The following is a 25,829-nucleotide window of genomic DNA, read 5'->3' on the forward strand; positions in this document are numbered from 1 at the left end:
TTTTCATGCAACGATCGGGTTTGGATGTGCGTAAGGACAGAAAAAACAGCGCACTTGTATGAAACCCATTTTTACAATCCTCTTCCTTACCATTTCCCTTCACGCCCTGGCGCAGGACGCGGATTACTACCGGAAAATTTACACCAGGCCCATTGGCGAAAAGCCATACAACACCGAATCGCTGCTCAAAAAGTTTGGTGATGTGAAGGTGCGCGATCGTTGGTATCTGGGCGTGAGCGGTTTTGTCCGGAATGATAAAAATACGATTGATAACGATTTCGATGAACTGATCGGTACCGAATCGCCTACTGTATCGGCCTGGGGTGTTACTGCGGGATGGGTTTTCAGGGAGCAATGGAATGTGGAGCTGGCCTACGATCGCTCGGCCATTCACAATGTGCTGATGATTTACGGCGACAATCCACTGAAATATCAAATGGAAAACGACAAGAACAGTCTGATTCTCCGCGGAAAAACACGATTGCTTTTTGGTAAACCTTCGGTCCGCAAATCAGCATTCTGGATTAGCGCCGGTGCCGGGCTGGTGCCCAATTCAGGCAGGTTAAAAGATTATATGGAGTTCTCGGGTTACCGGGAAAAAAGACGCCGATTGGGCGTCGATACGTTGTTTATGTCGAGCGACACCCGCATTGCCAAATCTATGACAGGCCTGGTAGAGGCATCGGCGGAATATGTAATCAAAGTCGCCAAATCAATCGATATGTCGCTTTTTGCCCGGAAGCAATGGGGAATGGGCAACTCGCTCACAACCGATTTGGTATACAAAGTAAATGGGGTGGAAACAGAACACGCCCGCATCGAAGGCGATGGTTCGGGGTGGAATTTTGGCATTTCGCTCCGATACGTTTTTCATATTCATTACGATTTCTCAAATCTGAATCACAATAGCGGTAAAATATAGGCGGCATATGATTGAGCTGTCAGCCTGAGCGCAGTCGAAGGCCGTCGCCATACCGCAATGGCCTTCGACTGCGCTCCTGACAACAAAGAGTGATTTTACCCTTTTACTGCAATCTATTGCTCTCAGGCATATTGTGAAACCTTGATCTTCCGGTTGAAGAACCCGTAAATGATCGGGAATATCAGCAGCGTAAGCACCGTGGCGGTGATAAGGCCGCCTATTACTACAATAGCGAGTGGTTTTTGTGTTTCAGAACCAATGCCGGTTGAAACCGCAGCGGGTAGCAACCCGATAGCCGCCATTAATGCCGTCATGATCACCGGCCTGATGCGCGACTTCACTCCCTGCCGTATCGCCTCGTCCAGCGTCATCCTCGCAGCCAGGTTTTTGTTAAAGACTGAAATCAAGATCACCCCGTTCTGGACGCAGAGACCGAAAAGGGCTATGAAACCCACCCCGGCAGAGATCCCAAAGTTCATGTGCGTGACGTGGAGGGCGAGGATACCACCGATCAACGCGAACGGAACGTTGATCAGGACCAGTCCCGCATCCTTCGCATTGCTGAACATGATGAAAAGCAATATGAATATACCGATCAGACTGATGGGAACTACCTGGCCCAAACGCGCGGTAGCCCGAACCTGGTTTTCGAATTCTCCCGACCAGCTTACCGAATAACCTTTTGGCAACGAGGAGAGCAAAGGCTTCACTTTCGACTGTGCTTCGGCAATGGTACTGCCAAGGTCGCGCTCGCGGACGGAAAATTTCACCCCAATAAAGCGTTTGTTATTGTCGCGGTACACGAATGCCGGCCCGGTGACGGTGCGAATCGTTGAAATTTCTTTCAAAGGGATCTTGCCGCCTGTGAGGGTGGGTACCATCAACTGCTGAATGTCATCGACCGTGCGGCGGTATTGTTGTTCGTAACGCAGCCTGATATCGAACTTGCGCTCACCTTCGTACAGGATGGATGCCGTTTTGCCGCCTATCGCCATTTCGATTACCGCTTGTGCATCGGCTATGCTTACGCCGTATTGGGCCATTTTATGGTCGTGCAGGATCACGCTGATCTCCGGCTGGCCGATGTTACGCAAAATACCCACGTCCTTGATCCCCGGCACATCTTTGATTGCTTCCAGTACCTGGTTGGCCTTGTTGTTCAATGTTTCGAGGTCGTCGCCGTAAATTTTTACTGCATTACTCGCATTCATCCCGGCCACAGCCTCCGCCACATTATCGATAATGGGCTGCGAATAGTTGTAATTGATTCCCTGGAACTGTTTGAGCTTCGCGTCCATCTCCTCGATCAGGTCATCCTGGCTTATCTTTCGCTTCCATTCATCCTTGGGTTTCAGGTTCACCTGCATTTGTACATAATAGAAGCCCGATGGGTCTGTACCGTCGTTGGAACGGCCTGTTTGGGACAACACGCCATTTACTTCAGGAAATTCGTTGAGTTTCGCGCGGAGTGTGGTCACCATCTTCACGGTTTCGGCCAGCGAGCTGCTCATCGGCATTTTGGCTTCCACCCATAACGCCCCTTCATTGAGCGTAGGCAGGAATTCGGTGCCCAGGAATTTGGCCGAAAAGAGCGTGATCCCGAGGAATGCCGTAGCTAGTATGACGCTCAGTTTTTTACGCGCATAACACCATTCAAAGCCCCTCGTCACGGTATTATCGAAGAAGCGTACCACCGGATTGCTCTTTTCACGCACATTCTTTTTCAACAGGATAGAACATAACACCGGCACCAGCGTAAGCGTGTACAGCAATGCGCCGAGCAATGCAAAACCCAGTGTGTAAGCCAGCGGCGTGAACATTTTACCCTCCACTTTCTGGAAACTGAAAATGGGGATCAATGCCGTGATAATGATCAGTTTGGAAAAGAAAATGGCTTTGCCGAGCTCACCGCCGGTACGTTTGATCAGGCCGAGTTTCGAAAGCTTGTTGAATCTCTCCATGCCGTTACGGTGCGCGAGATGGTCGAGCGCTACGAATATGCCTTCCACCATCACCACGGCCCCATCGATGATGATCCCGAAGTCAATCGCCCCCATCGATAGCAGGTTGGCCGACATGCCCTTCAATTTCAAACACATAAATGCAAACAGCAGCGCCAGGGGAATGATGATCGACACGATGACAGTTGTCCGCCAATCGGCCATGAAAAGGAACACGATCACCGTCACGAGCACGATCCCTTCCACAAGGTTGTGCTTTACGGTGTGCGCGCAGAAGTCGATCAGGTTATCACGGTCGTAAAACGTGACCATTTTGACATCCGGCGGGAGGATTTTGGTATTTAATTCTTCAATTTTATCCTTCACCCTGGCCAATACCTCGCTCGGGTTTTCGCCTTTGCGCTGCACAACAATGCCTTCCACGACGTCGTCGTTCCCGTCGAGCCCAACTTGTCCCACACGTGGCATATCCGATTCGCGTACGTCCGCGACGTCCTTTACGAGTACCGGGTTGTCTTTCACATACTCGACAATGATGTTCTGAATGTCGGGGATGGAGTTCAGTAACCCGATACCCCGTACCACATATGCCTGCCCGTTCTTTTCGATCACATCGCCGCCGACGTTGATATTGCTTTTGGTTACGGCCTGATACACTTCCAGGGGCGTAATATTGTATTTTACCAGCTTGGTAGGGTTTACCTGCACTTCATAAATTTTATCGCGACCACCGAATGCGACGACGTCCGCGACGCCCGGAACGCTCCGGAGCTGCCGGTCGATCACCCATTTGTGTAAGGTGAGGAGCTCACGGCTGTCGCGGTCCTTACTTTGGAGGGTGAAACGGAAAACTTCGCCGGTAGGGCCGTAGGGTGGTTGCACGTCGGGCTCAACGCCATCGGGAAGAGAGACCGTGCGAAGCTGGTTATTGACCTGTTGCCTGGCAAAAAAGTCTTCCACATTATCATCGAAAATGATTTTCACAATGCTCAGACCGAACATGGTGGTGCTCCGGACATTGGTTTTCTGTTGCACGGAGTTCATAGCGACCTCGATAGGCACCGTGACAAAACGCTCGATCTCCTCCGCGCTGCGCCCGTTCCATTGGGTTACGATGATAATCTGGGTATTGGTCACGTCCGGAAACGCTTCGAGCGGCGTGTTCTGGTAACTGACAATGCCCGAAATGATCAGCAGGCCTGTCATGAAGAATATGAAGAACCGGTTCTTGAGCGAAAAGCCCACGATGCCTCGGATGAATTTGTTCATTGGAATTTAATGATTGAATGACTGAATGATTGAATGACCGAATAATTCCTTGTTGAATGAGCGATTTCGGGAGTGGCTGAATGAGTACTCAGGTGTAAGCAACATTCAGTCATTCAATCATTCGGTCATTCAAAATTGGAATCAGTCATTCAGCGCGTCATAAACCAGCAGTTGATTCTTCGAAATGATGGTCTCGCCGGGTTTGAGGCCTCCGCTGACGTAGGTGGTATTGGCCAGGGAGCGGTACACTTCTACGGGGCGTGTTTCGATTTTGGTGCGGCTGTGGTAAACCATCACCCAATTTTTGCTGCGGTCGAAAATGACGGCTTGCGACGGGATAGCCTGCATTTTGTCGCCTTCTTCAAAGTTGAGGGTGACAGTAGCATGCATTTCGGGTTTGAGTTTGAAGCCGACATTCTGCAACTGAATGCGGATTTTCATAGCCTTGGTGTCAGGGTCGAGGACGTTGTATATTTTATCGACCTTACCCTTAAAAACCTCGTCGGAAAAGCTGATCGTGCGCACTTCTGCGGGCATACCCAGCTTCACACGCGGAATATCGCTCTCATTCACATTGGCCATCACCCATACGTCGGCGATCTGGCCCACTGTGAACAGGCTTTCCGAATTATCCGAGCGGAGCTGCATGCCGCGGTTTACATTCTTGTCGATGATAAAGCCATTAATCGGCGACTTTACGGTATAGTTGGTGGATTTGCCCAAACCATAAATAGAGAAGACCTCTTTCACACGGTGCAGTTCCGCTTGCGCTTTATCGACGATCTGACGGGCCGAAATCACATCGCGTTCAGGCACAAGCTTGCTTTCGAAAAGGTCTTCTGTCGAAGAAAGGTTTTTCTGTGCAATGAGCAGATCGGATTGCGCCTGGATCATCTGACGCTCAAAATCGGCCACTTCGCCCGAACGGATCGTTGCCAGCTTCTGGCCCTTGCGGACGTTGTCGCCCAGTTCCACGTCTACCTCTTCTACGTTACCACCCACCAGCGGGTATACTTTAATGACCTGGTTCTCGTCCGGGACGACCTTACCCACGAGCGTGAGTTCGTTGCGAACGGCCTCGGTGCGCACAGTATCGATCTTAATGCGGCTCATCATGGTGTCCGAAAGCATAAAGGCCTTCGATTCGTCGTTTTCAGCCTTTTTTTGTTCGCAGGACGTCAACCATACGCCAATAGCGGCCAGGACGACAACATACAGTGAATTTTTCATTGGAGAATGCATTAATGGCAATGCCGTGAATAAGTTGTGTTCAGTTTGAATGGGTTAGTTGAATAGCTCTTCGCCGACGACGTAGTTCAATTCCTCGTATACTTTGATGCGGTCGGCTTGGAGGCGGTTATATTCCTTGATGCTCTCGTTGTAGGTTTCGATGAAGTCGATGAATTCGAGTAGGGAGATGTTCCGCTTTTGGAAATTGTCGTAAATGCCGTTACTCAACAGCTGGAACTGGTCGGTAAACTGCCCTTCGACGCTTTGGAAGGCCTTATCTGCAATGCCTACTTTATGCACGGCCGCATCTACCTCATTGCTTACTGCATTCTGTTTGGCATTTTCGGCCGTTTTATAATAGCTGATACCGCTTTTGGCAGCGCGGATATTACCCTGGTTCCGATTGAAAAACGGCAATGCAATGGATGCGTTCAATCCAAAGTAGTTGTTCTGGTAGTTGCTGGCCTGGTCATACACCGCACCTATCTGGACATCTGGTTTAGCCAGCGCTTTCTGTAAGGTGTAATTCAATTCCGCCTGTTTCGTTTCCGATTGCGCTACTTTCAAATCGGCGCGACTTTGTAATGCCTTCTCTTTTAATGTGACCAGGTTGTAGCGGTCGAGGTGATAGCGTTGAATTTCAGTGCTGTCGACGATGGATTTGACGGGCCGTTCGGTGCTAAGCAGGGTTCGGAGATCGCGCTGGTTTTCCTGCAATTCAAAAAGGATATTGGCGCGCTCGTTGGTCAATTCGAAGAGGAGGGCTTTCAGGCGAACAACCTCTTTCAGGGAGATGTTTTTGCGGTTATACTCCTTGTCGAATGCGTTGACGGTCGTTGTAAGCGTCGATATCTGGTTGTCGTAGAGCGCAATGGTCTGTTCGAGGTAATACGACTCGAAGAAAATCTGGCGCAGCTCGAATTTCAACGTGCGGATCAGGTCGTAAAACTGGAATTCAGTTTTATGCGTCGATTCCACATCCAAAGCAACCTGCTTGTTGCGTTTGCCCGCACGGGTGATGAGTTGCTGGATCGTGAAAGCTTTCTGGCCATTCCTGCCCACATCCAGCGCCCCGCGGGAAGGGTTATAGGCACTGATTTCAACGCCGAATGTCGGGTTGTTCCAGAGCTTGTCCTGGATCTCCACCGACTTGGCGATGTCGATCTGGTACTTTTCGGCCAGGATTTCAAGATTGTTTTGTAAAAACAGGCTGTCGGCCTGCCGGATGGAGAGCCGTAGTGTGTCCTGCGCTTGCAAGGCGGTGACGAGTAATACAAATAGCCCGGTGAAGTAGGTTCGCATAAGTTCCGTGTTAGAATATGCGATATTCCGACACCGGTATTACACCAGCCTTAAAATAACCTTAGAAAAAAATTAGAATGCCTTCCGGCGTCAGATATGGTTCAGCTGCACCCGAAATTCGCTGCCCTTTCCGACCTCGCTGGTAACTGAAATAGTCCCGTGGTGCAGCTCAACAATCCGCTGGCAAATGGACAGGCCGATCCCGAAGCCGGGAAGCTCGGTGGCATTGGCCGATCTGAAAAATGGGTTGAAAATGTGCGGGAGATCGTCCGAACTGATGCCTATGCCGCGGTCGCGGAATTTAACGATGCAGGATTTGTCGTCGGAAGAAATCAATATCTGCGCGCTGTGATCGGACGAATATTTACACGCATTATCGAGCAGGTTGGTGAAAACCCTTTTTAATAATTCCTCATTGCCTTCGATCACCGTTTCGTTCTCGTTCTCGGGGATCGTCTCATAGTCGATCACGACATTATAATTCGGATGGGAAGAAAGCAATTCTTCTTTTGCCAAAAACGCGAGATCTTCGATATGGATATGCGTCATTTTCATATTGCCCATATTCTCGTAGGAGCGGGCGAGGAAAAGCAGGTTATTGGTAATGCTGATGAGCCGTTCAGTATCCGAGAACAGATTTGCAAAAACCTCTTCAATTTCCGGGTTATTCTTGTTGAAACGCTGTCCGAGCTGGATTTCGGATTTCAGGGCCGCCAAGGGTGTCCGGAGTTCATGGGAAGCGTGGGATACGAAGCTTTTTTGTTGTTCAAATGCCTTGTTGAGTCTGTAAAGTACGGTGTTAAAGTTAATTGCGAGCTGCGCAATCTCGTCCTTCCGGTTGCCTTCGTCGAGCTTTTGGGATAAATTCTGAGCTGTAATGAGCGATACCTGCGCATTAATCCGGCTAATGGGTTTCAATGCATTTCCCGCAAAGTAAATCCCCAGTCCGACGGTCAGGGCGATTCCCGCCAGTAATCCCCAGCCGAGAGTACTTCTCAAATTCTGCAATTTGCTGTGCCCGAATGTGTCATAGGCGGAGGCCAGCACCACAAGCGGGTCGTCCCCCTCCTGGTATAGCAGCCCGATTACTTCGTTTTCACCCTGGTGAAACTCCATATATTGCCTTTCACGAACTTCATTGAGCAGCGAAGTGTGGTAAGTAAGCAACTTGTCGTCCACGCTGGAATAGATCAGCTCGTTTTTCGAATCAAAAATCAGCACTTTTTCGTCGAGCATTTCCGAAAGCGTGTTCTGATCGATCGCTTTGAGCAGATCTTTATCGATACCTTTCACTTTCACCAGCAGCCGGCATGTCGTGCGTGCGCGGCCACGCAGGCGGTCGAAAAACTCCTCCTGGCGGTAATGCTCCGAAACGCTGTAAATGGCAATGGAAAATACCAGCAACACCCCCGCAACCAGCAGCGTGAATTGAAGGGCGATACGGTCTTTGATTTTCATGATAGCCTATTCTTCTTTCATAATGTACCCCATTCCTGGCCGGGTATGGATAAGCTTGGTAGAGAAGTCTTTGTCTACTTTTTTGCGTAAGTAGTTGATATATACCTCTACCACGTTGGTTCCCGGGTCGAAATTGAGGTGCCATACATGCTCCGCAAGATCCATTTTCGAAACCACCCGGCCGCGGTGCAACAGGAAGTATTCCAGCAGCGCAAACTCCTTGGCTGTCAGGTCGATCACATTGCCTGCGCGCTTCACCTGCTTGGTGCCAAGATTCATTTCAAGGTCGGCAATACGCAGGATTTTGTCCGAAGTTTCGGGGTTCATCAGTTCGGAAACCCGAAACGCGGCGTTGACACGGGCCAGCAACTCACGGAAATCGAACGGCTTCACAATATAATCGTCGGCCCCGCTGCTAAGCCCCTCCACTTTGTCTTCAATCTCGCCAAAGGCCGTGAGCATAATAATGGGCAGCGACGGCTTGTAAATCCTGACCTGCTGGCAAACATCGTAGCCTTTCATCCCCGGCAGGTTCACATCGAGCAGTACCAGGTCAAATTTCTTGTCGAGGGCCATTTGCTTGCCCGTAATGCCGTCATAGGCAATCTCCGCCTCGAAATTTTCGGCGACTAATCCCCGGAAAATGTTCTGGGCGATCCTGCGGTCATCCTCAACGATCAGGATTTTTTTCATGGTTATTCCAAATAATGGGAAGGGTCAAGTTACGAAACCGCGACAGAATGCCAAAACTCCCGGGAACGGTAAGGCTGATCAGGAAACCGCTTTCGACACAATTTCCTTTACTTCGGGTTCGGCGGGCGTCTGGAAAACAATGCCTGTTTCGAGCGAATGGAGAATCGCCTTGTTGCTATGCGCGAAATAGCAGGTGTCTATCCCCAATTCCTGGATGACTTTCAGCAATGCGGCAGTATGGGGCTTACTTCGCCTGCGCGTCTGACGCACGTAAACGGCGCGAATGCTTTGGGGAAATGTCCGACAAATTTCTTCGTAAATCTCAGGATCTTTCTGCGAATCGTCACCGAGTAATATAAACTGCAATTCGGGGTAAAAGTTGATGATATTGTGGATTTTTCGCAACTTATGTTCATGTGAGCCGCTGCCCGTCATGACGAAATCGTCCAGCCCCGATTTGATTTTTTTTAGTTTCAGGACCGCTTTTGGCAGGCCATTCAACTCCGCAAACCGGACGATCATATCATACAGGTTCCATTCGCTGCTCGATACATAGAAGAAGATATTGTTGTCCTTGTGTGGGTGGACCCGGCTGGCGAAGGAAAGCAGCTGGTAATGCTTCACCACATCATCAAATGGCTTCCGTGACTGCACGTTTTTGGAAAGTAAAACAAATAACTTCCTGAACGACCGGCGACTGTGCGAGATCAGGAAAGTATCGTCGATGTCGGAAATGATGCCATAGGAGCTTTTATATGGCAGGAAAAACTCTTCCGAAGCCTCTGCATGGTACTTTTTACCGTTGATTTCGTCGTCTAGCGTAACACGGTAGGTATGCCAGCCGCTGGGCATTTCTGTCAGCGGCACCTGAAAACGGAAATAGCCATCCGCCTCAGCAGTCGTCTCGAACGTCTTTTCGCCGAGATGCAGCGTAATCTTTAAAAACGGAATAGTTTTAATAGAGAACAGCTCGATAATCGTTTTTGCATACCGAAAGCCGCGTCTGGTATATTTCCGGTCGCCCGAGGGGTATTTTTTTACCACGTGACCAAATACGACCAATTCCCTTTTGTTGGCGTAGCCACGGTACAGTTTTAAGTCACAACGTTTCATATACTATCTTTATCCTCTGCGACATCAGGTCCCTAATTTATCGAATATGTCTTCACAACCGAAAGTTTTGCTGGTAGTAAATCCCATTTCCGGGGACGTGAATAAGGATGTTATTTTTGAAAGGGTTATAGAAAAATCGGAAGCGGAGGGTTGTGATCTGCGTATTTACTCCACTACCGGTGAGGACGATCAGCAGACCATCAGGGAAATGGTTGAAAATATCAGGCCGGAACGTGTGCTCGTGGCTGGTGGGGATGGTACTATTTCCATGGTAGCACAAACATTGCACGGTACGGACGCCATCCTCTGCATTATTCCTGCGGGTTCTGCCAACGGTCTTTCCGCCGATTTCGGATTGTCGGGCTCCATTGATCAGGCATTGGAAGTGGCGTTCGAAGGGGAAGTTTCCGCCATTGATGCAGTTTCAATCAACGGCGAAATCAGCCTCCATTTGGCGGATATTGGATTGAATGCGTTGCTCGTCAAGAATTACGAAGACAGCGATACCCGTGGCAAACTGGGCTATGCCCGTGAAATGCTGAGAACGCTCAGTGAGCACGAAAATTTTGACGTAAAGATCACCACAGGGGATGAGGTGCTGGAAACCGAGGTATTGATCGTCATAATAGCCAATGCCAAAAAATATGGTACCGGCGTGAGTATCAATCCCATCGGCGATATGTGCGACGGATTCTTCGAATTGGTGATTGCCAAAAAGCTGGATTTTATCGAAACGGCCAAAATCCTCGCAGGCAGCACCGACTTTAACCCGGAAATTATGAAGGTGATCTCAGTGGAAAAGGCAAAGATTGAATGTGTTCAAAAAGCCGCGCATTTCCAGATCGACGGGGAGTATAAGGGGCTCGTGAAGGAACTGGAAGCGATCATTTTGAAGGGATATGTGAAAGTTGCGATCCCGGTGGGGTTGCGGGAAGAACAGTAACCGTCGACGGTGCATCAGCGACGGCTGGAAGGGAACCCAGAATGGCGCGTTGCACCAATTATAGGCGTGCTGTAACAGTATTCTCACCTTCTGCCGTGCTTTTCTGTCCAAAATCGACATCCAAATATGAAAATCGCATATGCCATCCTTATAGGTGTTCTTGGCCTCGGATCCACCTCCTTCGCCCAACAAGCCGAACTATGTCAGGGCGGCTATTTTACCGAAGAACAGGGCAAAGCATTCCTCGATAAACACGTCCCTACCTCCAAAGTCGAATGGGAAGCGCGGGCCGCCCAGATCCGCCAGCAGATCCGCAACGGGATGGATTTGCAGACATTACCTGAGAAACCGGCTTCAAAACCCATTATGCATTCAAAAAGGGAAATGGACGGCTATTCGATCGAAAATGTGGCATTCGAAAGCATGCCTGGTATTTATGTGACGGGTAACCTCTACCGACCATTAAAGCAACAGAAATCTTACGCGGCCATCCTCGCGCCGCACGGCCATGGCGAGAACCCCCATGGGCGTTTCCGCGAGCAAACGCAGAAGCGCTGCGCCACGCTCGCACGTATGGGCGCCATCGTGTTCGTATGGGACATGGTAGGGCAGGGAGATGCCAGGCAATGCGAGCATAAAATGGCGAAAGCATTGAAATTGCAGACTATCAATAGCATCCGCTCTCTCGACTTCCTGTTATCGATTCCGGGCGTTGATCCTAACCGGGTAGCCTGCACGGGCGAATCGGGCGGCGGGACGCAAACTTTCCTGCTCGCCGCATTGGACAATCGTGTGAAAGTTTCCGTGCCGGTGGTGATGGTTTCCGCTTATTTCTTTGGTGGCTGTGTGTGCGAAAGCGGGCTGCCTATTCACAAAAAAGGCGACTACCAGACCAATAACGTGGAAATAGCAGCATTAACCGCACCCCGGCCGATGATCATGATCTCCGACGGCGGCGACTGGACTAAGAACACGCCGGAAGTGGAATACCCGTTCATGCAGAAGATCTATTCACTTTATGACAAAAAGGGTAATCTCGAAGCGATGCATCTGGCCAACGAGAAGCACGACTACGGTCCATCGAAGCGGAAAGCGATGTATGCATTTATGGCCAAACACCTGAAACTTGATCTGAAAGCCGTAACAACTAAGGACGGACAAATCGATGAAGAACCTGCCAAAGTGCTGGAACAAAAGGATCTGGCCGTTTTTGACGACAGTCATCCACGTCCGGCTAATGCCGTAATGGGCGACGAAGCGGTGCTTAAACTCTTGTAAGCACATGATCTTCGTCATCGTTCTGGCCGCTATTGCGTTTATTGTTCTCAGTTCCACGGTTTTGAAAATGCATCCGCTGATCGGGCTGTTGCTGGCTGCTATTGGGGTCGGTGTTTTTGCGGGGCTGCCTATCGATAAGCTGGCTGAGACTATCGGGAAAGGCTTTGGAGAACTGATGTCAAAGATCGGGCTGATGGTGATCCTGGGCTGTGTGATAGGCGCTATTCTTGACAAATCCGGGGCTGCCATTAAAGTTGCTGACGTGATATTAAAGCTATTCGGTGAGAAGCGGCCTGCGTTTGCAATGTCGGTGATCGGTGGTATTGTAGGTATTCCGGTTTTTTGCGATTCCGGGTTTATTATTTTGCATAAACTGAACCAGATCGTCGCCAGGAGAACCGGCAAGCCGCTTGCCACCATTGCATTATCGCTATCCGGCGGACTATTTGCTACCCATACACTCGTACCGCCGACGCCTGGACCACTATCCGCAGCGGGCAACCTGGGTATACCCGATTCAATTGGCCTGGTAATACTGATTGGCTTGATCGTTTCCGTTCCCAGCCTTTTTCTCTCGACCTGGTTTGCCGGGAAATATGCCGCAAATGTAAAGCTGATCGACGACGCAGCCGTTGAAGAGCCGCGCATGATCGAGGAGCAGTTACTACCCGCGGCATGGAAGGCATTCATGCCTATTGTGCTCCCTATTTTGCTGATAACGCTGGCATCCTTCGCTAAAATCCTGCATTTCCCGGAAGAGCTGACCCGCTGGCTGAGCTTCCTCGGCAGCCCATTGGTGTCGTTTCTGCTGGCAATTTTTTTCAGCTATTCCCTTTTCCCGGAAAATGCTTCGCAACGTATGATGGCTTGCTTCAAAAGCGGTATTGAGCATTGTGGCACTACGCTCGTGCTGGTAGGTGCGGGAGGTGCATTCGGGGCTATTTTAAAGGAGACTTCTTTGAAGGATATGGTCAGCGAATGGCTGCTGCACAATGAAATGTCGGGCGGATACCTGCTCGTGATCGCTTTTTTGATTGCTGTGTTTTTTAAGACAGCCCAGGGATCTACCACGTCGGCCATGGTACTCACCACGAGCATTCTGGCGCCACTACTGGCTTCCCTCGGTTTTGTAACGCCCGTTCAAATAACATTGGTGGTAATGGCGGTCGGAAGCGGCGCGATGATCGTTTCGCATACGAATGATGCATGGTTCTGGGTAGTATCGCAGTTTACCGGCATTTCTGCGAAGGATACCTACCGCACACATACCATTCTGACAGGGTTACAGGGTGTGGTCAGTTTTGCGACGACGATGGTGTTGTATTTGATATTGGGTTAAAAACGAATGTCACCCTGAGCGCAGCCGAAGGGTAAATGCGACATCGCATATGCCCTTCGACTGCGCTCAGGGTGACATAACGTTATGCTATATCAGCCTGAGGCTGGTTTCTTAAACGCCCAGCTCAGCCAGAACTTCGGAAACTTTTGCAGCAGCTTCTTTGAATTCGATCGCTGAATACACTTTCAGACCGGATTCGTTGATAATGCGCGCACCTTCTTCCGCGTTGGTACCTTGCAGACGAACGATGATAGGCACCGGAATCTCGCCGATCGCTTTGTAAGCTTCCACAACACCCGCAGCAACACGGTCGCAACGAACGATACCACCGAAGATGTTGATCAGGATCGCTTTTACGTTAGGATCTTTGAGGATGATACGGAAACCTGCTTCTACGGTACGTGCGTTCGCGCCGCCGCCCACATCGAGGAAGTTGGCAGGCTCTCCGCCTGAAAGTTTGATCAAGTCCATGGTAGCCATCGCCAGACCGGCTCCGTTTACCATACAACCTACGTTTCCGTCCAGTTTCACATAGTTCAGGTTATTGGCACCTGCTTCTACTTCCAATGGATCTTCTTCGTTGGTATCGCGCATTTCAGCCAGTTCAGGGTGACGGTACAACGCATTGTCGTCCAGGTCAACTTTGGCATCAACGGCAAGGATTTTGTTATCGGATGTTTTCAAAACCGGGTTGATTTCGAACATCGACGAGTCGCTTTCCGCGTAAGCTCTGTATAATGCAGAAATGAATTTCACCATTTCCTTGAATGCATCGCCTTCCAGGCCCAGGGCAAATGCCACTTTACGCGCCTGGAACGGTTGCAATCCAACTTTGGGGTCGATCCATTCTTTGATGATTTTTTCAGGAGTATGTTCTGCTACTTCTTCGATGTCCATACCGCCTTCGGTACTGGCCATGATTACGTTGCAGTTTCTGCCACGATCCAAAAGGATCGACAGATAATATTCTTTCGGCTCGCTTGGGCCTGGGTAGTATACGTCTTCTGCAATCAGGACTTTATTTACTCGCTTGCCTTCTGCACCGGTCTGGTGCGTTACCAATACTTTACCCAGGATATTATTGGAGATGGTCCTGACATCTTCAACAGACTTAGCCAATGCCACACCGCGCTGCTCGCTGCCGACGATACGGCCCTTGCCACGACCACCTGCGTGGATCTGGGATTTTACAACATACCATTTGGTGCCTGTCTGCTGGCTCAGCTCACGTGCAACCTCCACTGCTTTATCCGGAGTGTCGGCTACGAGGCCTTCCTGAATACGCACACCGTATTTTTTAAGAACGCTTTTGCCTTGATATTCGTGAATATTCATGAGTATAAAAGTAAATTGGTATTTTCACGGCAAATTAAGGAATTAATCAAAACGGGCGAGTTTTCAGCGCAATTATCTTTTCATTATGGAGCTACTTCGGGCGAGCGGGATCAGGCGTACTTATGGGTCTTTGCAGGTTTTAAAAGGCATTGATCTGGAAGTAAAAAAGGGAGAGGTAGTAGCCATTGTCGGGCCGTCGGGAGCGGGAAAAAGTACCTTCCTCCACATCCTAGGAACACTCGACAGGCCGGAGCAGGGCGAGGTGTTTATCGAGGGTATTAATGTATTTACCCAAAAGGACAAAGAGCTCGCTCGATTCCGGAACGAGAAGATCGGTTTCATCTTTCAATTCCATAACCTGCTGGCGGAGTTTACTGCATTGGAGAATGTATGCATGCCGGGTTATATCAATGGGAATATGAATGAAAAAGACATTCAACAGCGGGCAAAAGAGCTGCTTGAATTGCTGGGCCTCGGCGGTAGGATGGACCATTTGCCGTCACAGCTATCAGGAGGTGAACAGCAACGCGTAGCCGTTGCGAGGGCATTACTCAACCGTCCGGCCATTGTACTTGCCGACGAACCGAGTGGCAACCTCGATTCGCATAACGCATTGGATCTGCATCAGTTGTTTTTCAAGCTGCGCGAAGAAACCGGGCAGACATTCATTATCGTAACACACAATGAAGAACTGGCCGAAATGGCCGATAGGAGGTTAATCATGCAGGACGGTTTAATGGTACAGCATTCAGTGTAAAAACCAGATTCTTTACATAGCCCGATGCTGCTCCGCGAGGAGCATCTTGTTTATAGCGACGAATCGATTCGACAAACAGACGGCCGCCTGCGGCCCAATAAAAAACGGGTTGCCAGTTTCCTGACAACCCGTTTTTATATTTTCCGAAGAAACGGACGCTTGATTACATCATGCCGCCCATTCCACCGCCGTGGCTGTGGCCACCTGCCGCAGGAGCTTCTTCCGGCTCGTCAGCGATCACGCATTCTGTTGTAAGCAACAGACCAGCGATAGATGCTGCGTTTTCAAGAGCCAGACGGGATACCTTCTTAGGATCGATAATACCTGCTTCGAGAAGATCTCCGTAGGTATTGTCTTTCGCATTGTATCCGTAAGCACCTGTTCCTTCTTTCACCTTCTGAAGCACTACTGATGGCTCCTGGCCTGAGTTGGAAACGATGGTTCTCAATGGAGCTTCCAAAGCAACGCGGATGATATTGATACCGGTCTTTTCATCTTCGTTTGAACCTTCAACGCCTTCAAGGGCAGCAGTAGCACGAATGTAAGCCACACCACCACCTGCAACGATACCTTCTTCAACGGCAGCGCGGGTCGCGTGCAATGCATCGTCAACGCGGTCTTTTTTCTCTTTCATTTCAACCTCAGTAGCAGCACCGATGTAAAGGATAGCTACGCCGCCAGACAATTTGGCCAGACGCTCCTGAAGTTTTTCGCGATCGTAGTCAGATGTTGTGTTTTCGATCTGCGCTTTGATCTGGTTAACACGTGCCTGAATGTCTTCAGATGCACCGCTTCCGTTAACCAAAGTAGTGTTGTCTTTGTCGATAATTGCTTTTTCGCAAGTACCAAGGTATTCCAAAGTAGCGTTTTCCAGTTTGAAACCACGCTCTTCGCTGATAACAGTACCGCCGGTGATGATAGCGATATCTTCCAGCATTGCTTTACGACGGTCACCGAAACCAGGAGCTTTGACAGCAGCTACTTTCAATGCACCGCGGATTTTATTTACTACCAATGTAGCCAATGCTTCTCCGTCAACATCTTCTGAAAGGATAAGCAAAGGACGGCCGGTTTGAGCAACTGCCTCCAACACAGGAAGAAGTTCTTTCATAGAAGAAACTTTCTTCTCAGAGATCAGGATGAACGGACGTTCCAGTTCAGCTTCCATTTTCTCGGTGTTGGTTACGAAGTATGGAGACAGGTAACCACGGTCGAACTGCATACCTTCCACAGTTTTAACTTCTGTTTCGGTTCCGCGAGCTTCTTCAACGGTGATAACACCTTCTTTACCCACTTTCTCCATTGCCTCAGCGATCATGTTACCGATCTCTTCGTCATGGTTTGCAGAGATGGTAGCAACCTGAGCGATTTCTTTTGAGGTAGAGATATTTTTTTTCTGAGCTTCCAGATCTCTTGTAATCACTGAAACCGCTTTGTCGATACCGCGTTTCAGGTCCATTGGGTTAGCGCCGGCCGCTACGTTTTTCACACCGATCGAGTAGATCGCCTGTGCCAGGACAGTAGCAGTAGTAGTACCATCACCTGCCGAATCAGCAGTCTTGGAAGCTACTTCTTTCACCAACTGAGCACCCATGTTTTCGATAGGATCTTTCAGATCGATTTCTTTGGCAACAGTAACACCATCTTTGGTGATGCTTGGAGAACCGAACTTTTTGTCGATTACCACGTTACGACCGCGAGGGCCCAATGTAACTTTAACGGCGTCAGCCAGAGTGTCCACACCGCGTTTGATCTTGTCGCGGGCTTCTGTGTCAAAAAATATTTTCTTAGACATAATTGTTTTGAATTTGAAAAACTTTAAGAGAAACTATTGAATCTGAGTGGTTTGGATTAACCTATGATGGCATAGATATCCGACTCGCGCATAATCAGGACGTCTTTCCCTTCATATGCCAATTCAGTGCCTGAATACTTACCGTACAATACGGTATCTCCAACTTTTACTGTAAGCGGCTCATCTTTTTTACCGGGGCCAACGGCGAGAACGGTTCCGCGCTGTGGCTTTTCTTTTGCAGTATCAGGGATAATGATACCAAATGCAGTTTTTTCTTCGGCTGGGGCTGGTTCGATCAGAACGCGGTCAGCTAGCGGTTGTACATTCACTTGTATTTCTGCTAAAGTTGACATAAATATTAAACGTTTATTTTTAATTGTCAGTAATGATTAGACTTCCATCCCGTTAGCACAATTCGTGCCAGCCTGTTTGCTCTGACATTTTTTCCGGCTAGTGTGACAAATTTGTACTCAGTCGTGTCGTTATAGTATTATAATGTCATTTGTGTGTCAGGAATGCTGAAATCTTGCTTTCAGCGATGGAATTGATTAAATTTTATCGACACCAAATTAAGGACCCTATGTCAGAGCTCGATAAAAACTGGCTTACCGAAGGAATTTTTGATTTTGAATACAAAAAATATGTGCTGATGGCCTACTTTCAGCACGTCCGAGAGCAGTTTACACACAACCGGCTGCACCCTTTTCTGCCAGAATTGAAGTGGCACCTCGACACTTGTGTCAGCGTTCGAAATAACAAAAGCAGGATCAGGACGGGTTTACCCAAAAATCTGACAGGTATTGACGTCAAAACATGGCAGTTGCAGTACGAGGAGACTCACCAGGACGATCCGTTTATGTCGGATCTGAACTACATTCTCGATTTTGCGATCCCGCGTTTTTCCCAATCCATTGAAGAAGGCTCGGAGCGGTTTTCGGAAGTGGAAGAGAATGTGCGGGTTTCGCCGGTAGGCATTGTCCCATTACATTTACAGGAAGGTTATCTGCTGTTTATGCACACCTTTCAGCCGCTGGTCAGCATATTTCAATACCAGCTTGCCTTGTATAATGCATTGAAGGAACGTTATCTGATAACCAGCTATGTTGACACCGTCCGTATCGGCATCGGAAACACGATTTCGCAGATCAAGGTTGACCTGACGAAGCAGAACCGGGCGATGCCGAATCCTGCGACTTATGTAGTGGAATCTAAATATGAATATCCTTTGCACGAAACGCTGCTTCCGGTAGCGGAGCGGCTGGTGCTGCGGGAGATCAATGTGGCATAAAAAAAATCCTGCAAGAGCATTGCAGGATTTTTTTTTGGACCAGTGCTCCGATTATTTCTTAGCTGTGTCGGCAGGAGTAGCAGCGGGTGTTGTGGTTCCGGCAGGAGCAGCGCCTTCCTTCGCAGCAGGTGCGGGAGCAATTTTGCCACCCGGTACGACTGCATTCTGAGCTCTTTCTACGTTCACACTGTTGATACCGGCGCCGGTATTGTCACCGCCAACCATAATATAAGATGCGAGTGAAATGATGATCACTGCGCTTGCCAGCCCCCACGTGATTTGTTCGAGAAGGTCGGTAGTCTTTTTAACACCGAACATTTGGGTAGTGCCTGCTCCGCTAAATTCGCTCGAAAGCCCTCCACCTTTTGAATTTTGGACCAAAACGACCAAAATCAACAATACTGCAACAATGGCAACAAGAATAATTAAACCCAAATACATGCTTTAAATAATTTTGAATGATTGAACGACTGAATTTTGAATGACTCAATGTGTGAATGTGTGAATGTATTATAATTTCCTGACCTTCTGACTTCTTGACTTTAAACTTAAGAACTCGGAACTCCTTACGACCTCGCGTACAGTTCGCTCAATTTTTTCGCAAAGTAATTCCTTTTTTCCGGTTTTTTCAAAATCAATTTTTGATAGACGTCTATCGCCTTTTCAATTTTGCCCTGTCGGATAAGGATATTAGCAAATGCTTCGGTTTCAATACTGCCTTCCGTGCTGACCGCTAACCGGCTGCTCAGGTCGATACTGACCGGTTCCAGGTTGTTGTCCTGGCGGGCAATACGCGGGTTCTTTTTCATAAAACCCTGAATGATCTGTTGTTGCCGACGCTGTTCTTCGGACCGTTGCAATTCCGCAGAAGCTTGTTGCTCAACGGTGGTGATCAGAATATCGTCACTGTCGAGTGGCTCCGGCGTTATCTGTGGTTCGAGGATATCGTCCACATCGACCGTAGCGTCGTAACGTTCATTGTCGCTCTCCACCAGTTGCTGTAATGCTACACGGCTGAGCGCATATGCAGCCGCACGTGGGCGTGCTTCTTCCAGTTTTTCGGTACCGGCAAGGCTCGATGCCTTGGCCAGCATCGAATAGGGGATCTGGCAATATGGAAATGCCTTGATCGTGGCTTCCAGCTGCGGGATCACATCTGCCGTGATCAGGCCCGGTTTTTTCACCAGCTGATCAAATGTTTCCTTATCGATGAGCGCCATATTCCGGTTATTAATGAGAAAGTCGAGTTATTGAAATTGAAAGTTCGTGCGGGGCTTTTCCTACCAGTCGGCAGCGGATTTATTAAAGATCTGCTGCACGAGGTTTTCCCGGATCGTCGGCAAGAGCCGTGCCTCATTCTGGTTAAGCGTTTGATCCTGAGGGAAATCGGCGTAGTAAGTGAACGATTGGTCGAAGTTTTTCGTCTCGTCTTTTGCATTGGTATAACGCACTTGCACGGTCACATTCAACCGGTTCAGGCCTGCCTGGTCGTTCGCTGTCGGTGCCGCAGGTGTCACGTCATAACCGGTTATGGAACCTTCGAGTACGAGGTCGCCCCCGCCCGGTTGGCTAACGAGGCTGGTGTTCCGTTGAAAGTATTCCTTCAAATCTTCTGTCAATCGCTGCGGTAAATCACTTGGGCCGCCTGCCGTACCCATCGTGAAGTTGAGCACGCTGAACGTCTTGATGTCGGGAGAAAGGTTGGTGCCGGTAAACGAATAAACGCCGCAGCCCGACATGAAAACGGGGCAGATCAGTATCAGGAATGCCCACATTTTCCGGGCGGTACTATTATTCTTCAATGTCGTATTGTTTGATCTTCCTGTATAACGTGCGCTCGGAAATGCCCAATGCATTTGCAGCGTATTTTCGCTTGTTATTATTTTTCCGAAGCGCCTTGATGATCATTTCCTTCTCCTTATCTTCCAGGGAAAGCGATTCTTCTTCGGCAGTTACGTGCATTACATCTTCGATTTCATCGCGTTCCTCTGAGTAGCGGTCGAGGTCCACAGTTCGGGATGATGGCTGGGAGAGCAGGCGTGCCGGCTCGATAGTAGGCGTGGTAATCATTGGCTCCACCGTATTCAGCGAACTGAACAGTTCCTGATGGTCTTTGAGAATGTCGCCACCATGCTTTTCATTTTCAAGCACATTTCTGACGAGTTTTTTCAACTCGGTCATATCCCGCCGCATATCGAAGAGTACCTTATATAAGAGCTCTCTTTCCGAAAACGAAGTGCCGTTGTCGTCGCCCGAGCGCAGCGGTACCAATGCTCTCCGGCTCGATGGCTGCACAGGGTTCAGGTAATGGTTCAGGGTTTCGACGCTGATCGGCAGTTCTTTGTCGGTTTCGAGTATGGTGATCTGCTCAGCGATATTTTTAAGCTGACGGATGTTTCCCGGAAACGAATATTGCACCAGCAAATCGCGTGCTTCGGCGTCGAGCCTGACAGGCTTGGTGCGGTAACGTTCGGAAAAATCATTGGTGAACTTCCTGAAAAGCAATAGAATATCTTCGCCACGATCGCGCAGGGGAGGCACGTAAATGGGGACTGTATTTAGGCGGTAATATAAATCCTCGCGAAACTTTCCATTGTTCACAGCGTCGAGCAGGTTGACATTCGTGGCCGCAACAACGCGGACATTTGTCTTTAAAACTTTGGAAGAGCCAACCCGGATATATTCCCCGTTCTCCAAAACACGAAGTAATCTGGCCTGGGTACCAAGTGGCATTTCGCCTACTTCGTCCAGGAATATTGTCCCGCTGTTGGTGGTTTCAAAATACCCTTTGCGCGCATCGAGTGCACCGGTAAATGCACCTTTCTCATGCCCGAACAGCTCCGAATCGATCGTGCCCTCCGGGATCGCGCCGCAGTTAATGGCAATGAAAGGCCCGTGTTTGCGAGCGCTAATGCTATGGATGATTTTTGAAAACGATTCCTTTCCGCTACCGCTTTCACCGGTGATCAAAACCGTCAGGTCGGTCGCCGCGACCTGCACGGCTACATTGATCGCGTGGTTCAGGCCCGACGAGTTGCCGATGATCCCGAAGCGGTTCTTTATAGCTTGTATTTCCGATGAATCCATGAAATATCTGAGGGCTTCCGACAGGCGGAAAGCCTTAGTTAATTGTCAAAACGGGTTTAAAAAACGGGGCAATGCATTAACCCAAAACCGGCTCGGACAGCAACACGCGTCCAAGCAGGGTAGCGGCGTTGCAATCGGTAATGAGCACGTCAACATATTGCCCTTTTTGATGATTTTCGCGTGGAAATACGACCATTTTGTTCTGGTCGCTCCGCCCGCTGAAGTCCTCATCCGATTTTTTGGAAGGGCCTTCGATCAGCACTTTCTGAACGGTGCCCAGCAATCGCTGGTTACGTTCGAGTGAAAGGCGCCGCTGCAATTCAATAATTTCCGCAAGTCTTCTTTTCTTGACATCTTCCGGAACGCCGTCTGCAAATTTCTTTGCAGCGAGTGTGCCGGGACGTTCGGAATAGGTAAACATATAACCGAAATCGAATCGGGCATATTCCATCAGCGACAGCGAATCCCGGTGCTCTTCTTCGGTCTCAGTGCAGAAGCCGGCGATCATATCGTGGGAAATACCACAATCTTCACCGAGGATCCGGCGGATCGCGTCGATGCGGCCGAGATACCACTCGCGTGTATAAGTCCGGTTCATGACTTCCAGCACGCGGGTATTGCCGCTTTGCGCGGGTAAATGTATGTGGTTGCAGATGTTGTCGTACTTTTTGATGGTATACAACACCTCGTCGGTAATATCTTTCGGGTGCGAAGTGCTGAACCGGACGCGAAGTTCGGGACTTACTTGTGCCACCATTTCGAGCAGATTGGCAAAGTTCACCAGGACCTGGCCGGAGGTTTCATCGACTGCATTTCCTTCCGATTTCCATTTGTAGCTATCGACGTTCTGGCCCAGCAGCGTAACTTCCCGATAACCGTCGCGGAATAACTCTTCGGCTTCTTTAACGATCGAGTAGGGATCGCGGCTGCGTTCGCGTCCGCGTGTGAAAGGCACTACGCAGAAGCTGCACATGTTATCGCAACCACGCATGATCGAAACAAATGCCGATACGCCATTGGAATTCAGGCGGATAGGGGAAATGTCGGCGTAAGTTTCTTCGCGTGAAAGGAATACATTTACACCTTTTTGCCCTGTTCCTGCTTCTTCTACCAGTCGCGGAAGATCGCGGTAAGCATCGGGTCCGGTCACGATATCGACCATCTTTTCCTCTTCCAAAAACTTCGTTTTGAGGCGTTCGGCCATACAACCGAGTACCCCTATCAGTGTTCCGGGTTTATTCTTTTTGATGAAATTGAGGTGCCTCAGACGGTTCCTTACCTTTTGTTCCGCATTATCACGGATGGAGCAGGTATTGAGAAATATCAGATCCGCATCATTGACGTCCGAGGTCGTGGCAAAACCGGCTTCACGCATGACGGAAGCGACAATCTCGCTATCGGAGAAATTCATCTGGCAACCATAGCTCTCGATAAACAGTCTTTTCTTTCCTGAAACAGGTTCATTTTCTGAAACCCGCACTGTTTCACAGGCTTCCTTGTCCGCCTCTGTCAAAATTTTTAATGAATCTGCAATTCTATGCTCCATGAGAAGGAATTCTTAAACGCTCAAAGCGCAAAGATAGGAAAATTTCGACGAAAACTGACAAACTGTCATACGCCGGCAATGGCCGGAATACGGTCAGAAGGGGTAACCTACGCCGAGATTGATATTCAGGGAATTGGCCTCCGTGCGTCTGAAAAGGTGTTTCAGTTTTAATTCATCGAGTACGAACCGCTGCAATGCCGGATCGTATACTTTAACCCCGAAATCAAAGCGAAGGACAAAGAAGGAAAGGTCATAACGGATCCCGAATCCTGTTCCGACGGCAATTTCCCGCAGAAATTTATCGGCTTTAAGCTTCTGGTCATCCGAAGTTGCATTGCCTAGCCGCCACACGTTTCCGGCATCGATAAACAATGCGTAATTGATGTCGCCGAAGAATTTTGCCAGAAATCCGCGCCATTCCAGGTTACCTTCGAGCAGGAACTCGCCTGGGGACTCAATCGAAAGATTGTTATAAGTAATCGGTTGGGCAGAGCCCGGGCCAAGCCGCCGGGGTAGCCATGCCCGAACGCTGTTCGAACCTCCCGCAAAAAAGTACTTTTCGTACGGAGGGACCTTATTGTCACCATAACTGTAAATCGCACCCGTATTAACGCGGGCGACGAGTGCCGATCTTCTTCCGGCCGGCCAATAACGACGGTAGTCGGCATTCCAGCGAATGTATTTGTAAAATTGAAGACTGTCACCAAACACGTTCCTGATCACTTCGCGCTGCCGGGGTAAAAAATTCAGCGTCGTACCACCCGACTCGACAGCGATCCGAAAGTAGTGGGCTTTCTTCTGCGGCCCGATGAGTGAATTGGTATTGTATACAAAGTTGGCATTGAGGTCGGATACGAACGCGGATTTAAAGCTGTAAATCAGGTTGTTGCCTTGTTCCTTCAATTCATTGAGCAGTGAATCGAAGTCAGAGCGCAGGTAGGTGTTATTCAAAATGTTAAGGTCAACCAGTGACACATTTACGAGCGTATTGTGGGTAGGCTGCCATGAGTAGTTGGTGTTGATCTTGACATTGGTACGGGTGTATTCCGGCCGGTTCACATAATTGTAACCCAGACTTAACTGCGTACGCGGGTTATTGTTGGCGGTTTGCCTTTTGAATAAATTCTGCGGCGTGAGCAGCCGGGGAAAGGTCAGAGACGCGTTGACGCCGATCTCTTCGCTCTTGTAAATCTCCCGGTTACCCACAAAATTCGGCACCAGTTCGATTCCGCCCCTGATGTTGGTTTCGAAGTTTTCCATTCCATTGAACACATTCCTGATCTTGTACGACAGGTTGGCAAATGGCCCCGGCGTGCCTTGTAATTGAATTACATTAAGGCCCAGGTCGGTTGAGATCTGGTATTTGTCGAGCGGGATGGCTTTGAAATAGCTGTTAATACCACGTCCGGTTGAATCGAGAGTGTAGTTGTAATTGACAAAGCGGAACTGGTCGGTGAGCGACAATTGCTGTTGGGTATCGCGCTCTTTTTTCTGGCTGTACCAGGTATGAGGACGTACCTGCATTTTGGTGTCGAGCACTTTCCGGGAAAATTTTTTGTCCGAAAACACATATTTGATACCCTCAAACACGCTGGTATCCTTCCGGAAAATCGAATCCGGCACGCCTGAGGGCGGTAGCACCTCAAAATTGACCGAATTGACCGAATAACGCCTGCTGGCCTGTGCCGGCATATCGACCCGGACCTTTACATCCACCGATTTGAACAGGCTGTCGGTAGGACGGTTCGTAATCGTATCGTTTACAATGTAACTGATGTTCTGCCGCGAAAAGCCCATGTAGCCCTCATTTCTGAGCAGCGTTTCAATACGGACGCGTTCCTCCTCGAAGGCGTCGCCGTCATAGCGTTTGCGGGGAAGTAATTTCGCGTTTTTTGTATCTGCTTTGATGAGGCTATCCGCCAGCTCGTTGGTGACCTGGTAGTGGATCTTGCGGATCATCGTCGCCCGGTTTTCGGTAACGAGATAATTGACCCGGATCCTTTTAAAAATCGTGTCGGGGTCAAAGGTGACTTTTGCGTCGAAAAAACCATTGTTGTACAGGTATTTCTGCATTTTCTCGGCATTCTGAACCACATCCGCCTGGACGTAATATACGGGAGCTTCGCCCAGTACCCTCATCCAAAAGTTGCCTTGCGTGGCTTTTATCTGTGCTTTTTCAAGCTTTTTAGCATACCTGGTCTGGATTCTTTCAAGCTTTCGGGGAGAATCTGCGTGTTCCTGGGATTCTTTCTGGTAATTTTGCGTCACCTCGATCACCTTGCGCTGCCTTTCCTCGCGGTTGTAAAACAGCTCGCCGAAACGGTAGAGGCCAACGTAGGGGAAGATGGGAAAGCCCAGCAACCGTCGGTTAGGTTTTTGCGGGATTAATGCGTCCAATTCCGAGTCGCTTACCACGCGATTGCCCTTGATGGAAGAGGTGCCCAGCAAATAGCCTTTGGAAGTGGGTTTGGGTGCGCAGGAAAATAGCCCCGTCAGAATCAGGAGAATCAACC

General features: G+C 49.3%; 21 protein-coding genes. 6 read left to right on the top strand and 15 right to left on the bottom strand.

What is annotated here, in order from left to right:
- Positions 1-58 precede the first annotated feature (58 nt).
- Positions 59-922, top strand: a complete 864-nt coding sequence (locus AAHB90_RS01690; RefSeq protein ID WP_342083170.1) for a hypothetical protein — start codon at positions 59-61, stop codon at positions 920-922.
- A gap of 122 nt (positions 923-1,044) precedes the next feature.
- On the opposite strand, the gene AAHB90_RS01695 is transcribed toward AAHB90_RS01690, so the two are convergent.
- The 6 genes from AAHB90_RS01695 to AAHB90_RS01720 all read right to left on the bottom strand — a co-directional run bounded on the left by AAHB90_RS01695 (position 1,045) and on the right by AAHB90_RS01720 (position 9,948).
- Positions 1,045-4,152, bottom strand: coding sequence for an efflux RND transporter permease subunit (locus AAHB90_RS01695; RefSeq protein WP_342083171.1), 3,108 nt, complete (start codon positions 4,150-4,152; stop codon positions 1,045-1,047).
- Positions 4,153-4,293: 141 nt separating this feature from the next.
- A complete protein-coding gene (locus tag AAHB90_RS01700) occupies positions 4,294-5,382 on the bottom strand; it encodes an efflux RND transporter periplasmic adaptor subunit (RefSeq protein WP_342083172.1) in 1,089 nt (362 codons plus the stop codon).
- A gap of 54 nt (positions 5,383-5,436) precedes the next feature.
- Positions 5,437-6,684: a TolC family protein gene (locus AAHB90_RS01705; protein WP_342083173.1), complete on the bottom strand. Its 1,248-nt coding sequence runs from the start codon at positions 6,682-6,684 to the stop codon at positions 5,437-5,439.
- A 90-nt stretch (positions 6,685-6,774) separates the two neighbouring features.
- A complete protein-coding gene (locus AAHB90_RS01710; RefSeq protein WP_342083174.1) occupies positions 6,775-8,142 on the bottom strand; it encodes a sensor histidine kinase in 1,368 nt (455 codons plus the stop codon).
- 6 nt (positions 8,143-8,148) lie between these two features.
- On the bottom strand, positions 8,149-8,835 hold the full coding sequence (locus AAHB90_RS01715) for a response regulator transcription factor (RefSeq protein ID WP_342083175.1): 687 nt from the start codon (positions 8,833-8,835) through the stop codon (positions 8,149-8,151).
- A 78-nt stretch (positions 8,836-8,913) separates the two neighbouring features.
- Complete coding sequence (locus tag AAHB90_RS01720; protein WP_342083176.1) at positions 8,914-9,948, bottom strand: App1 family protein; 1,035 nt, start codon at positions 9,946-9,948, stop codon at positions 8,914-8,916.
- 46 nt (positions 9,949-9,994) lie between these two features.
- Here AAHB90_RS01720 and AAHB90_RS01725 point away from each other — a divergent pair, with 46 nt between their 5' ends.
- The 3 genes from AAHB90_RS01725 (at position 9,995) to AAHB90_RS01735 (ending at position 13,508) form a co-directional block, all read left to right on the top strand.
- A complete protein-coding gene (locus tag AAHB90_RS01725) occupies positions 9,995-10,891 on the top strand; it encodes a diacylglycerol/lipid kinase family protein (protein WP_342083177.1) in 897 nt (298 codons plus the stop codon).
- Between the two features lie 126 nt (positions 10,892-11,017).
- Entirely contained in the window at positions 11,018-12,169 is a 1,152-nt protein-coding gene (locus tag AAHB90_RS01730; protein WP_342083178.1) for an alpha/beta hydrolase family protein, read from the top strand.
- A gap of 4 nt (positions 12,170-12,173) precedes the next feature.
- On the top strand, positions 12,174-13,508 hold the full coding sequence (locus tag AAHB90_RS01735) for a GntP family permease (RefSeq protein ID WP_342083179.1): 1,335 nt from the start codon (positions 12,174-12,176) through the stop codon (positions 13,506-13,508).
- Positions 13,509-13,619: 111 nt separating this feature from the next.
- Here the strand turns inward: AAHB90_RS01735 and sucC are convergent, their stop codons facing one another.
- Complete coding sequence (sucC, locus tag AAHB90_RS01740; protein ID WP_090156836.1) at positions 13,620-14,843, bottom strand: ADP-forming succinate--CoA ligase subunit beta; 1,224 nt, start codon at positions 14,841-14,843, stop codon at positions 13,620-13,622.
- Between the two features lie 85 nt (positions 14,844-14,928).
- Here sucC and AAHB90_RS01745 point away from each other — a divergent pair, with 85 nt between their 5' ends.
- On the top strand, positions 14,929-15,600 hold the full coding sequence (locus tag AAHB90_RS01745) for an ABC transporter ATP-binding protein (protein WP_342083180.1): 672 nt from the start codon (positions 14,929-14,931) through the stop codon (positions 15,598-15,600).
- 163 nt (positions 15,601-15,763) lie between these two features.
- Here the strand turns inward: AAHB90_RS01745 and groL are convergent, their stop codons facing one another.
- Positions 15,764-17,395 carry a chaperonin GroEL gene (groL, locus tag AAHB90_RS01750; RefSeq protein ID WP_342083181.1) on the bottom strand — a complete coding sequence of 544 codons (1,632 nt, stop codon included), beginning with the start codon at positions 17,393-17,395 and terminating at the stop codon, positions 15,764-15,766.
- A 56-nt stretch (positions 17,396-17,451) separates the two neighbouring features.
- The gene (locus AAHB90_RS01755; RefSeq protein ID WP_019940524.1) at positions 17,452-17,748 is read right to left on the bottom strand and encodes a co-chaperone GroES; all 297 of its coding nucleotides are present in this window, start codon (positions 17,746-17,748) and stop codon (positions 17,452-17,454) included.
- A 227-nt stretch (positions 17,749-17,975) separates the two neighbouring features.
- Between AAHB90_RS01755 and AAHB90_RS01760 the strand changes: the two genes are divergently transcribed.
- Positions 17,976-18,683, top strand: a complete 708-nt coding sequence (locus AAHB90_RS01760; protein WP_342083182.1) for a hypothetical protein — start codon at positions 17,976-17,978, stop codon at positions 18,681-18,683.
- A gap of 51 nt (positions 18,684-18,734) precedes the next feature.
- Here AAHB90_RS01760 and secG read toward each other — a convergent pair whose 3' ends face one another.
- The 6 genes from secG to tamL all read right to left on the bottom strand — a co-directional run bounded on the left by secG (position 18,735) and on the right by tamL (position 25,827).
- Positions 18,735-19,124 carry a preprotein translocase subunit SecG gene (gene secG, locus AAHB90_RS01765; RefSeq protein ID WP_342083183.1) on the bottom strand — a complete coding sequence of 130 codons (390 nt, stop codon included), beginning with the start codon at positions 19,122-19,124 and terminating at the stop codon, positions 18,735-18,737.
- Positions 19,125-19,249: 125 nt separating this feature from the next.
- Positions 19,250-19,903 carry a hypothetical protein gene (locus AAHB90_RS01770; RefSeq protein ID WP_342083184.1) on the bottom strand — a complete coding sequence of 218 codons (654 nt, stop codon included), beginning with the start codon at positions 19,901-19,903 and terminating at the stop codon, positions 19,250-19,252.
- Between the two features lie 60 nt (positions 19,904-19,963).
- On the bottom strand, positions 19,964-20,485 hold the full coding sequence (locus AAHB90_RS01775; protein ID WP_342083185.1) for an LptE family protein: 522 nt from the start codon (positions 20,483-20,485) through the stop codon (positions 19,964-19,966).
- Complete coding sequence (locus AAHB90_RS01780; protein ID WP_342083186.1) at positions 20,475-21,770, bottom strand: sigma-54 interaction domain-containing protein; 1,296 nt, start codon at positions 21,768-21,770, stop codon at positions 20,475-20,477. The genes AAHB90_RS01775 and AAHB90_RS01780 overlap by 11 nt, the downstream gene beginning before the upstream one ends.
- A gap of 76 nt (positions 21,771-21,846) precedes the next feature.
- Positions 21,847-23,316: a tRNA (N6-isopentenyl adenosine(37)-C2)-methylthiotransferase MiaB gene (gene miaB / locus AAHB90_RS01785; RefSeq protein ID WP_342083187.1), complete on the bottom strand. Its 1,470-nt coding sequence runs from the start codon at positions 23,314-23,316 to the stop codon at positions 21,847-21,849.
- Between the two features lie 93 nt (positions 23,317-23,409).
- Positions 23,410-25,827: a translocation and assembly module lipoprotein TamL gene (gene tamL, locus AAHB90_RS01790; RefSeq protein ID WP_342083188.1), complete on the bottom strand. Its 2,418-nt coding sequence runs from the start codon at positions 25,825-25,827 to the stop codon at positions 23,410-23,412.
- Positions 25,828-25,829: the final 2 nt, after the last annotated feature.

The sequence above is a fragment of the Dyadobacter sp. OTU695 genome (assembly GCF_038440355.1).
Taxonomy (GTDB): domain Bacteria; phylum Bacteroidota; class Bacteroidia; order Cytophagales; family Spirosomataceae; genus Dyadobacter.

Excerpts from the sequence above, each read along its gene's own strand:
- AAHB90_RS01690 (WP_342083170.1), top strand. The coding sequence starts at position 59 with ATGAAACCCATTTTTACAATCCTCTTCCTTACCATTTCCCTTCACGCC.
- AAHB90_RS01695 (WP_342083171.1), bottom strand. The coding sequence starts at position 4,152 with ATGAACAAATTCATCCGAGGCATCGTGGGCTTTTCGCTCAAGAACCGG.
- AAHB90_RS01700 (WP_342083172.1), bottom strand. The coding sequence starts at position 5,382 with ATGAAAAATTCACTGTATGTTGTCGTCCTGGCCGCTATTGGCGTATGG.
- AAHB90_RS01705 (WP_342083173.1), bottom strand. The coding sequence starts at position 6,684 with ATGCGAACCTACTTCACCGGGCTATTTGTATTACTCGTCACCGCCTTG.
- AAHB90_RS01710 (WP_342083174.1), bottom strand. The coding sequence starts at position 8,142 with ATGAAAATCAAAGACCGTATCGCCCTTCAATTCACGCTGCTGGTTGCG.
- AAHB90_RS01715 (WP_342083175.1), bottom strand. The coding sequence starts at position 8,835 with ATGAAAAAAATCCTGATCGTTGAGGATGACCGCAGGATCGCCCAGAAC.
- AAHB90_RS01720 (WP_342083176.1), bottom strand. The coding sequence starts at position 9,948 with ATGAAACGTTGTGACTTAAAACTGTACCGTGGCTACGCCAACAAAAGG.
- AAHB90_RS01725 (WP_342083177.1), top strand. The coding sequence starts at position 9,995 with ATGTCTTCACAACCGAAAGTTTTGCTGGTAGTAAATCCCATTTCCGGG.
- AAHB90_RS01730 (WP_342083178.1), top strand. The coding sequence starts at position 11,018 with ATGAAAATCGCATATGCCATCCTTATAGGTGTTCTTGGCCTCGGATCC.
- AAHB90_RS01735 (WP_342083179.1), top strand. The coding sequence starts at position 12,174 with ATGATCTTCGTCATCGTTCTGGCCGCTATTGCGTTTATTGTTCTCAGT.
- sucC (WP_090156836.1), bottom strand. The coding sequence starts at position 14,843 with ATGAATATTCACGAATATCAAGGCAAAAGCGTTCTTAAAAAATACGGT.
- AAHB90_RS01745 (WP_342083180.1), top strand. The coding sequence starts at position 14,929 with ATGGAGCTACTTCGGGCGAGCGGGATCAGGCGTACTTATGGGTCTTTG.
- groL (WP_342083181.1), bottom strand. The coding sequence starts at position 17,395 with ATGTCTAAGAAAATATTTTTTGACACAGAAGCCCGCGACAAGATCAAA.
- AAHB90_RS01755 (WP_019940524.1), bottom strand. The coding sequence starts at position 17,748 with ATGTCAACTTTAGCAGAAATACAAGTGAATGTACAACCGCTAGCTGAC.
- AAHB90_RS01760 (WP_342083182.1), top strand. The coding sequence starts at position 17,976 with ATGTCAGAGCTCGATAAAAACTGGCTTACCGAAGGAATTTTTGATTTT.
- secG (WP_342083183.1), bottom strand. The coding sequence starts at position 19,124 with ATGTATTTGGGTTTAATTATTCTTGTTGCCATTGTTGCAGTATTGTTG.
- AAHB90_RS01770 (WP_342083184.1), bottom strand. The coding sequence starts at position 19,903 with ATGGCGCTCATCGATAAGGAAACATTTGATCAGCTGGTGAAAAAACCG.
- AAHB90_RS01780 (WP_342083186.1), bottom strand. The coding sequence starts at position 21,770 with ATGGATTCATCGGAAATACAAGCTATAAAGAACCGCTTCGGGATCATC.
- miaB (WP_342083187.1), bottom strand. The coding sequence starts at position 23,316 with ATGGAGCATAGAATTGCAGATTCATTAAAAATTTTGACAGAGGCGGAC.